This window comes from Streptomyces sp. NH27, from assembly GCF_056859195.1.
This window is the reverse complement of record NZ_JACEGK010000362.1, coordinates 1-8,163: the sequence shown is the minus strand read 5'-3', so window position 1 is coordinate 8,163 and position 8,163 is coordinate 1. Positions and strand designations below refer to the sequence as shown.

7 protein-coding genes are annotated in these 8,163 nt (G+C 71.9%); 1 reads left to right on the top strand and 6 read right to left on the bottom strand.

Annotation, left to right across the window (positions count from 1 at the left end; genetic code table 11):
* Positions 1 to 120 precede the first annotated feature (120 nt).
* Entirely contained in the window at positions 121 to 2,067 is a 1,947-nt protein-coding gene (locus AC13HU_RS25775; RefSeq protein WP_483044334.1) for a glycoside hydrolase family 9 protein, read from the top strand.
* 27 nt (positions 2,068 to 2,094) lie between these two features.
* Here the strand turns inward: AC13HU_RS25775 and AC13HU_RS25770 are convergent, their stop codons facing one another.
* The 6 genes from AC13HU_RS25770 to AC13HU_RS25745 form a co-directional block, all read right to left on the bottom strand.
* A complete protein-coding gene (locus tag AC13HU_RS25770; protein ID WP_483044333.1) occupies positions 2,095 to 2,538 on the bottom strand; it encodes a GNAT family N-acetyltransferase in 444 nt (147 codons plus the stop codon).
* Between the two features lie 29 nt (positions 2,539 to 2,567).
* A complete protein-coding gene (locus AC13HU_RS25765) occupies positions 2,568 to 3,830 on the bottom strand; it encodes an NAD(P)/FAD-dependent oxidoreductase (RefSeq protein WP_483044332.1) in 1,263 nt (420 codons plus the stop codon).
* A 305-nt stretch (positions 3,831 to 4,135) separates the two neighbouring features.
* Positions 4,136 to 4,366 (bottom strand): hypothetical protein, encoded by a 231-nt coding sequence (locus tag AC13HU_RS25760; RefSeq protein WP_483044331.1) that lies wholly within the window; start codon positions 4,364 to 4,366, stop codon positions 4,136 to 4,138.
* Between the two features lie 322 nt (positions 4,367 to 4,688).
* Entirely contained in the window at positions 4,689 to 5,873 is a 1,185-nt protein-coding gene (locus AC13HU_RS25755) for a helix-turn-helix domain-containing protein (RefSeq protein WP_483044330.1), read from the bottom strand.
* Positions 5,874 to 6,047: 174 nt separating this feature from the next.
* Positions 6,048 to 7,337 carry a deoxyguanosinetriphosphate triphosphohydrolase gene (locus tag AC13HU_RS25750; RefSeq protein ID WP_483044329.1) on the bottom strand — a complete coding sequence of 430 codons (1,290 nt, stop codon included), beginning with the start codon at positions 7,335 to 7,337 and terminating at the stop codon, positions 6,048 to 6,050.
* Between the two features lie 121 nt (positions 7,338 to 7,458).
* Positions 7,459 to 8,163, bottom strand: a 705-nt coding sequence (locus AC13HU_RS25745; protein WP_483044328.1) for a sirohydrochlorin chelatase, incomplete at its 5' end; no start/stop codon positions are given.

The window sequence follows — 8,163 nt, the reverse complement described above, 5'->3', positions numbered from 1 at the left end:
GCGGAGTCCCCGGGGAAAGGGTCGGTACGGACGCATTGACCCGGGGGCGGGGCGGCACTAGCTTCCTCCGTATTCGTTAGGAAGCTTTCCTAATCTGCATCCGCGAGGAGACGCCGCCGTATGCCCTCCGTCAGAGTGGGGACCGCCCGTCGGGCGGGGTTGCGCAGGATCACGACGGCCACCGCGAGCGGTCTGACCGCGGCGGGGCTGCTGGCCGCGCTGTCGCTGGCCGGTTCCACCGCCGACGCGGCGACCGCCACCCAGGGGCTGGTCCGGGTGAACCAGGTCGGCTACGCGGCGAAGGGCGCCAAGGAGGCGTTCCTGCTCGCCGAGTCCCCGGTGAAGGGCGCGACGTGGCGGCTGGTGGGCACCGGCGGCCGTACGGTCACCTCGGGCCGGACCGGCGCGAGCCTGGGGAAGTGGAACGCCGCCTACCGGGCGGTGTACGGCATCGACTTCGGCACGGTCCGCACCCCGGGCCGCTACCACCTGGTGGTCGGCGGCGCCGTCACCGGCAGCTCGCCGGTCTTCACCATCGGCACCCCGCCATCCGTCTTCGGCAGGCCCGCCGCCGACACCACCGCCTTCTTCCAGGCCCAGCGCGACGGCGCCGACACCATCCCCGGCCGGCTCGCCCGCAAGCCCGCGCACCTCAATGACGCGCACGCCTCCGTCTACGCCTGGCCGGCCTTCACCGACCCCGACGAGAGCGACGCGATCAAGGCCGCCCCGAAGAAGATCGGCGGGCCGGTGGACGTCTCCGGCGGCTGGTTCGACGCGGGCGACTACCTGAAGTTCACCGAGACCACCTCCTACGCGGTCGCCGCGCTGGAGATCGCCGGCCGGGACAGCGGCGCCGGGCCCGCCGGCCCGCTCGGCGCCGAGGCCCGGCACGGCCTGGACTGGCTGGACAAGATGTGGGACGGCACCACGAAGACCCTCTACATCCAGGTCGGTCTCGGCTCGGGCACGGAGAGCGGCAGCGTCGTCGGCGACCATGACGTGTGGCGGCTGCCCGAGCTGGACGACACCGACAGCGCGCACCCGTTCCTGAAGAACCGCCCGGTCTTCGAGGCGGCCGCGCCCGGCTCGAAGATCAGCCCCAACCAGGCCGGCCGGCTCGCCGCCGACTTCGCGCTCGCCGCGCAGAGCTACGCGCACACCGACCGTGCCAGGGCCCGCGCCTACCTCGCGACGGCCGCGCAGATCTACGGCCTGGCCGACACCCACCCGGGCGCCCTCGTCACCACGGTGCCCGCCAGTTACTACCCCGAGACCAGCTGGCAGGACGACCTCGCCTTCGGCGGCGCCGAACTCGCCCTGGCCGCACAACAGTTGCACGACCCGCGGGCCAACACCTGGCTGGCGCAGGGCGCGAAGTGGGCCAAGGGCCACCAGAGCGAGGCCGACACGGACACGCTCAACATGTACGACACCAGCGCGCTCGCCGATCTCGACCTGGCCCGCGCGATCAACGCGGCCGGGCACACCGGCGGCCTCGCCGTCACCTCACGGCAGCTCACCGGCTACGTCAGGGCCCAACTCGCCGACGGCCAGGCCCGCGCGCAGGCCGACCCCTTCCACGCGGGCGCGGTCTACGACGACTTCGACGCCGACTCGCACACGCTGGGGATGGCCGCCACCGCCCGGCTGTACGCCGCCGCCACCGGCGACCACACCTTCGACCGGTTCGCCGTCCGGCAACTCGACTGGGTGCTCGGCGCGAACCCCTGGGGCACGTCCTTCGTCGTCGGCGAGGGCACCACCTTCCCGCGGTGCACCGCCGGCGAACTCGGCAACCTCGCGGGCGGTCCCGACGGCAAGCAGCCGCTGGAAGTCGGCGCGATCGTCAACGGGCCCAACGGTTCGGACCAGTTCGAGGGCGGCCTCGGGGACTATCTCGACGGCATGCGGGCCTGCCCGCCCACCGGCGAGCCCTTCGCACCCTTCACCGGGCACGGCAGCACCTACGCGGACGACGTCCGCTCCTGGCAGAGTTCCGAACCCGCGCTCGACATGGACGCCTCCGGCCTCCTGGCGTTCACCCTGTCCGCCCGGGCACGTTAGGGGTGCCCCGGCACGGCGCAGAGTCCGTTACCCCGCCAACTCCTTGGTCACGAAGACGTAGTGGGGGCCGCTCGGCTCCAGCAGGAACTCCGGACCCGTGACGGTGAACCCGAAGTGCTCGTAGAACCCGCGGGCGGACGTGCGGCCGTTGCACCAGACGACCTGGGCACCACGGGAGGCGGCCTCGCGCAGGCCGGCGCGCAGGGCCGCCGCCCCGTAGCCGGCCCCGCGCGCCTGGACGGAGCTGCCCATCCCGCGGAAGCGGTACGCGAGGGCGGCCTCGCCCGGCAGGGGGTCGGGGAAGAACGTGACACACGCCTGGATCGCACCCGCGTCGTCGTACGCGGCTATGTGGAAGGTGTCGGCGGGCGAGTCCTCCGGATAGACCGCGGCCTCGCGCGGCATGCCGGTGCGCAGCACCTCCCAGCGCAGCGCGAAGATCTCCTCGACGGGTACGACGGCCGTGCGCATACGGTACTTCCTCCGCGTTTCGTTCCTGGTCAGTCCAGGAACGAGGCTAGCGGCACGGAGGGATCGGACAGCGCCTCGGGGTCGACCGGGCGGCCGTCGCGGATCAGGTTCTGGACGGGTTCGGTGACGTCCCACACGTTGACGTTCATCCCGGCGAGCACCCGCCCCTCGCGCAGCCAGAACGCGATGAACTGCCGCTTGCCGACGTCGCCGCGGCACACCACCTGGTCGTACGACCCGGGCGCGGCGTTCCCGGAGAACTCCATGCCGAGGTCGTACTGGTCGGAGAAGAAGTACGGGATGCGGTCGTAGCTGACCTGCTGCCCGAGCATGGCGCGGGCGGCGGCGGGGCCGCCGTTCAGGGCGTTCGCCCAGTGCTCGACCCGCAGCCGGCCCCCGAGCAGGGGGTTCTCCGCGTTGGCGACGTCGCCGGCCGCGAAGATGTCGGGGTCGGAGGTGCGCAGGGAGGCGTCCACGGCGATGCCGCCGCCCTGGGCGCGGTCGGCGAGGGTGAGCCCGGCCGCCTCGGCGAGTGCGGTACGGGGGGCGGCGCCGATCGCGGCGAGCACGTCGTGCGCGGGGTGCTCGGTGCCGTCGTCGGCGACGGCCGCCAGCACCATGCCGTCCTGGCCGGTGATCTCGGTGAGCCGGCTGCCGAAGTGGAAGCGCACCCCGTGCTCGGTGTGCAGGTCGGTGAAGACCGAGCCGATTTCGGGGCCGAGCACCGCGTGCAGCGCGGTCGGCTCGGGTTCCACCACGGTGACCTCGGCGCCGTAGCCACGGGCGGCGGCCGCCACCTCCAGGCCGATCCAGCCGGCACCGGCGATCACCAGGTGGCCGTTCTCCCGGCCGAGGCTGGTCAGCACATGTTTCAGGCGCTCCGCGTGGGCGAGGCGGCGCAGGTGGTGCACCCCGGCCAGGTCGGTGCCCGGAATGTCCAGCCGGCGCGGTTCCGCCCCCGTCGCCAGCAGAAGTTTGTCGTACGGCAGGACGGTGCCGTCCCCCAACGTGACGGTGTGCGCGGCGCGGTCGAGGTGCACCACCGGCTGGCCGAGGTGGAGTTCGACGTCATGCTCGGCGTACCAGGTGGCCGGCTCCACGAAGACGGAGTCCCGCTCCTCGCTGCCGTTCAGGAACCCCTTGGACAGCGGTGGGCGTTCGTACGGATGGTCGCGCTCGTCGCCGATCAGTATCACCCGGCCGGTGAAACCCTCGGCGCGCAACGTCTCCGCGGCCTTCGCCCCGGCGAGGCCGGCTCCGACGATCACGAAGGTCTGGTGCGCGTCCACCACAGTGTGCCTCCCCGGCGGGTTGTCCGTTGCCCTGCTGAGCGTCCCGCACGGCGGCCCGGACGGGAAGGGCGCCGCGCCGGTCCGTCCCACCCGTTGATCATCCCACGGCGCCCCCGACCCCCCGGGTACCCCGGTCCCGCCGGTCCGGTGACCATGCGGTGGGTGGGTGGCTTGTCGCGCCGACCGTTGGCCGGAGCTGTTGAGCTGGAAGGCGGTTCACAGTGCGTCTGCGTAAGGCACGGCGAGGCCGGCCAGCACGACGATTCCGGCCCAGCCCATCAGCAGGACCAGACCCCACATACGGATCACTGGGCCACCTCGTCCACCGATGCCGCCCGGTACCCGTTGGGCGGCAAGCCGAGCAGCGCACCACGGCTGTCAGCCACGCGAAGCAAGTCCGCCAACGCCATGGACAAGTGAGCCACCATGCCGTGGAGTTCGGCCTCCGACGGTGCGGCGTCGTCGATCGTCCTGTGGACGTAGCCCAGCAGTTCCCGGGCCATCCCGAGCTGCACCGACTCCATCTCGTCGGCCAACCGCCACAGCGCCGAATCGCGGCGCCCACCCGACCGGAGGTAGCACGCCCTTCCGTCCGGTCCCGGCCACGGGAGAAGCCTGGCGTTCACCGCGCCGCTCCCGTCACCGCTGTCGCCGTCCTGGCGCGGTCCCGCTAAGGCAGCTCTGGTGCTCGGCTCTCGCCATCCCATACGCTCATGCATGTCAGCCTGCTCTCATCAGGTTGTCCACGCCCCCGGACCTTGCAGCGGTCGCGGGGGTCTGTGACTTCCTGCCAGCTTGCCGACATGTGAAGGCCGGAACTATCAGACCTGATTGATAGCTCCGGCCAATGAATTACGCTCAGTTTCCCAGCCAGTCACCGAAGTTGGTGAAGGTCTCGGGCATGCGTCGCCGAGCGGACTCAAGCCCGGCGTAGGTCTCCCTCACGATCGGGTGGTAACGCGTTTGTTGCGGAGCCAGCGACCTTGCCTGTCGCAGGCTCCTGAACGCCCCTTCCGTGTGTCCACTCCACATCTGGGCCCATGCCACCTCGGCATGGTGGTGGGCCCGCCGGGACAACGGCCAGTCCTGCGGAACCGTCATAGCGGTTGCCGTCTGTACGGCCTCCGGATAGAGATCAAGCTCGGCGAGGACGCTCACCCGGTGGGCAGCGACGTTCGTGGGACCGAACGAGAGCCAGTGAACTCGTTCGGCCGGTCCAGTTCGTTGAGCGATCCGCTCTGCTTCATTCAGGTGCCCCTCAGCCGCGTCTTTGTCCTTGTCCCTGCCCGAGAGGACCGACGCACCGAGGTGAAGCTGGCCGGTCAGGACATCTCGCGTTTGTCCGGGAACCGCCTGCTCCAAGGCGGTCATTCCCAGGCCGATCAGCCGTTGACCGGTGCGGTAGTCACTCGCCCGCAAGTAGGCCAGCGCACGCAAATACTGACGCATACCGCTGATGACCGGATCGGATGCACGCTGAGCCGCCCACTCCATGCGGTCCAGAGCAACCGTGCACAGGTCAAAGAAACCCAGCTTCGTCGTGACGTCGTAGGCAGTGCGATAGGTACTGGCCAGCAAGCGCCAGTGCCGCTCGCTGGGACTGACATGAGCCGCCGTCGTAGCCTCGAAGATCAAACTTGGCAGGTCTGCCGCAACCTTCTTGATGTTGGTCGCGCGTACCAGAGCGCACATTTCTTCAGCGTCGGTCTCCATCTCACCGGACGTGCGCGGCGTGATGTCGGGGTCCGGTCCCAGGTCGTAGACATTCAGCGCCTCCCGGATCGGCTCTATCAACCCGTCGAGTTGGTCCTTGCGCAACTCGCCGAGGTACGGCTGACCGGTCAACTCAGGGACAGGCACCGACAAGGCCCGTGCGAGCGCGCCCAATACGGACGGACTCGCCGGCATGACACCTTGTTCCACCTTCGTCAGCGTGCTGTACGAGACGCTCGACAAGTCGGAAAGCTCACGCTGAGTCAGTCTTCTTACCTTGCGGGCATGCTTGACGCGCGCCCCGGTGTGCTCTTCCGCATAGGCAGGCATAGAAGTCTCCCGTTCGGCGTCGACAGTAAGACGGTACCCCCACGAACTGCCCCTCCTACGTGCGCAGTAGCGCGGATGTGGCCGGGGCCGCCCCTCCCGTGTGGCGCCCGGCGGGCAACCGCCCACCGGCAGTGGTCCGTCGGCCGGCAGAACCGTCCGCCCCGGAGGGTCCCGTTACCGTCGGAGACGATTCGTCGCGGCGGCATCCGTGAGCGACGCGATCTGGTCGACGACCGCGCGGCGGCGCCCCGCGTCATCCCCGGCGCCCTCGAAGATCGCCCGGAACTGGGGGTCGAGCCCGTCCGGAGCGCGAGCGAGCAGCATCTCCGCGAGTTCACCGATCACGACCCGCTGCTCGGCGCGCCGCCGTGCCTGGGCCGCGCGCTGCATGACGTAGCGGTCGGCGACGGCCTTGAGTACGGCGCATTCGAGCCGCTGCTCGCGCGGCACGACGAGCTCCGCACCGTAGCGGGTGAGCCGCGCGGTCCCGTACCGCCGCCGGGTGGCCGATTCCGCGGCGAGGCAGAACCGCCCGATGAGTTGGGACGCCGCGTCCTTCAGGCGGGCCTGGCCGAGCGCGGAGTCGTCGTGGCGGTGCGGCCACCAGGGCTGCGCGAGGAGGCGGTCGAGGGCTTCGGCGAGTTCGGCGGGCGAGGCGTCCGGCGGGGCGTAGCGGGCGCGGGCGCAGTCGAAGACGTCGGCCCGCTCGGGGCCGGCCGAGAGCGCGCGCGGGTCGATGTGCCCGGCCTGGAGGCCGTCCTCCACGTCGTGCACCGAGTACGCGACGTCGTCGGCCCAGTCCATGACCTGCGCCTCGAAGCAGGTACGGCCTTCGGGCGCGCCCTGGCGCAGCCACTCGAACACTGGCAGGTCGTCCGGGTAGACCCCGAACTTGCGGGATGCGGGGTCGGTGGGGTGCCCGCCGCGCGGCCAGGGGTACTTGGTGGCCGCGTCGAGGGCGGCACGGGTGAGGTTGAGGCCGACGCTGACGAGCTCGGGCTCGCCGGTCGCGGGGTCGGTCACCGGGGTGAACCGTTTCGGCTCGATCCGGGTCAGCAACCGCAGGCTCTGCGCGTTGCCCTCGAAGCCGCCGCAGTCCGCGGCGAACTCGGCGAGCACCATCTCCCCGTTGTGCCCGAAGGGCGGGTGGCCGAGGTCGTGCGCGAGGCACGCGGTCTCCACCAGGTCCGGGTCGCAGCCGAGGGCCGCGCCCAGTTCCCGGCCGACCTGCGCGCACTCCAGGGAGTGGGTCAGCCGGGTGCGCGGGCTGGTGTCGGTGTCCGCGGTACCGCCCGCCCCGGGGTCGACGACCTGCGTCTTCCCGGCCAGCCGGCGCAGCGCCGCCGAGTGCAGCACCCGCGCCCGGTCCCGCTGGAAGGCGGTACGCCCGGGCCGCTTGTCCGGCTCGGGTACGTAGCGCTCCGTGTCGGCCTCGGTGTAGCCGCCCGGCTGGTTTCCGTCCATACCGACGACGGTAACCGGCCGGGGCGGCCGACGGCTGGTGCGCCCGCGCCCCGCATACGGGCGGATGATCATACGGGCGTACGTACGTACATGCGGGCGTAGGTGCGGGCGGCGGGCGGTGTCAGGCCCGTACGCCCGCGGGCGCGCCGTACCGTAGACCGGCGCACGCCTCGTCGTAGCGGCGCAGGACCAGTTCGGCGATCGCCGGGTGGGCGCCGAGCGGCGCGGAGACGATCCAGGGGGCCGCGGCCGCGCTCTGTGCGGAGAACCGCCCGGGCGCGGTGAAGCAGGACGCGACCGCGACCTTGCGCAGGCCGCGCCCGGCGAGTTCGGCCACGGCCTGCGGGACGGTGGGGTGCGTGGCAACGGCGTAGGCGGGTAGGACCGGCACGCCGCCGAGCCGGGTGGCGAGCAGCGCGGCCGTGCGCTCCGTGTCGCGGACCGACTCCGGGTCGCGGGAGCCCGCGGCGGCCAGCACGACCGCCTCGCCGTCGGCGGTCCAGCCGGCCTGCGCGAGCCGGTCGTGCAGCGCGCGGGCGAGCAGCGGGTGCGGCCCGAGCGCCCCGGCGACGGCTCCCCGCAGGTGCGCGGCCTCGGCGAGCGTCTGCGGCAGGTCGTACTTGACGTGGTGGCCGCGGCCGAGCAGCAGGGGTACGACGACGACCTGTCCGGCCAGCCCGGCCAGCACCTCGCCGATGAGGGGGCGGCTCCGTTCGACGTAACCGACCTCCACCTCGGTGCCCGGGCGCAGGGTGCGGAGCTGGGCGGCCAGGTCGGCGAGCACCGGTGCGGAGCGCGGGTCGCGGCTGCCGTGGCCGACGGCGAC

Bases quoted from the DNA above. Each gene is read 5' to 3' on its own strand.
- AC13HU_RS25775 (WP_483044334.1), top strand. From the start codon at position 121: ATGCCCTCCGTCAGAGTGGGGACCGCCCGTCGGGCGGGGTTGCGCAGG.
- AC13HU_RS25770 (WP_483044333.1), bottom strand. From the start codon at position 2,538: ATGCGCACGGCCGTCGTACCCGTCGAGGAGATCTTCGCGCTGCGCTGG.
- AC13HU_RS25755 (WP_483044330.1), bottom strand. From the start codon at position 5,873: ATGCCTGCCTATGCGGAAGAGCACACCGGGGCGCGCGTCAAGCATGCC.
- AC13HU_RS25750 (WP_483044329.1), bottom strand. From the start codon at position 7,337: ATGGACGGAAACCAGCCGGGCGGCTACACCGAGGCCGACACGGAGCGC.